Raw genomic sequence first — 451 nt, forward strand, 5'->3', positions numbered from 1 at the left:
CCCGCGGGAAGCGGGGCCCTGGGCACCGCCCTGCTGGCGGGCTTCGACCCCGAAGCGGCCGCCGCCCGCGTGCATCCCGCGTGCGCGCTGCTGCCGCAGGAATGCGACGAGCACGGTGTGAGCACCTTCGTCTGGCGGCACGAGCGGCCCTTCCACCCACAGCGCCTCTACGCGGCGCTGGAGGACCTGACCTGCGCCGCCGCGCGCAGCCGTGGGCGGTTCTGGCTGGCGGACCGCCCCGACACCCTGCTCTCCTGGGACGCCGCGGGCGGCGCGCTGTGCGTGGAGTCGGCCGGTCCCTGGCTGGCGGCCCTGCCCGACGCCGCCTGGGAGATGGTGCCCGCGGAGCGCCGCGTCGCCGCCTCGGTGGACTGGCACCCGGAACACGGCGACCGCCGCCAGTACCTCACCTTCACCGCACCCGGCCTGGACCGCGGCAGCCTGCGCGCCC

The 451-nt window shown here is 77.6% G+C and carries 1 protein-coding gene; it reads left to right on the forward strand.

The genetic code is table 11. The annotated features are described in order from the left end of the window. The coding region (locus B7767_RS29550) for a GTP-binding protein (RefSeq protein ID WP_143652692.1) at positions 1–451 on the forward strand (451 nt) is incomplete at both ends.

It is taken from the genome of Streptomyces sp. 13-12-16, assembly GCF_002114215.1.
In the GTDB taxonomy this organism is placed as follows: Bacteria; Actinomycetota; Actinomycetes; order Streptomycetales; family Streptomycetaceae; genus Streptomyces.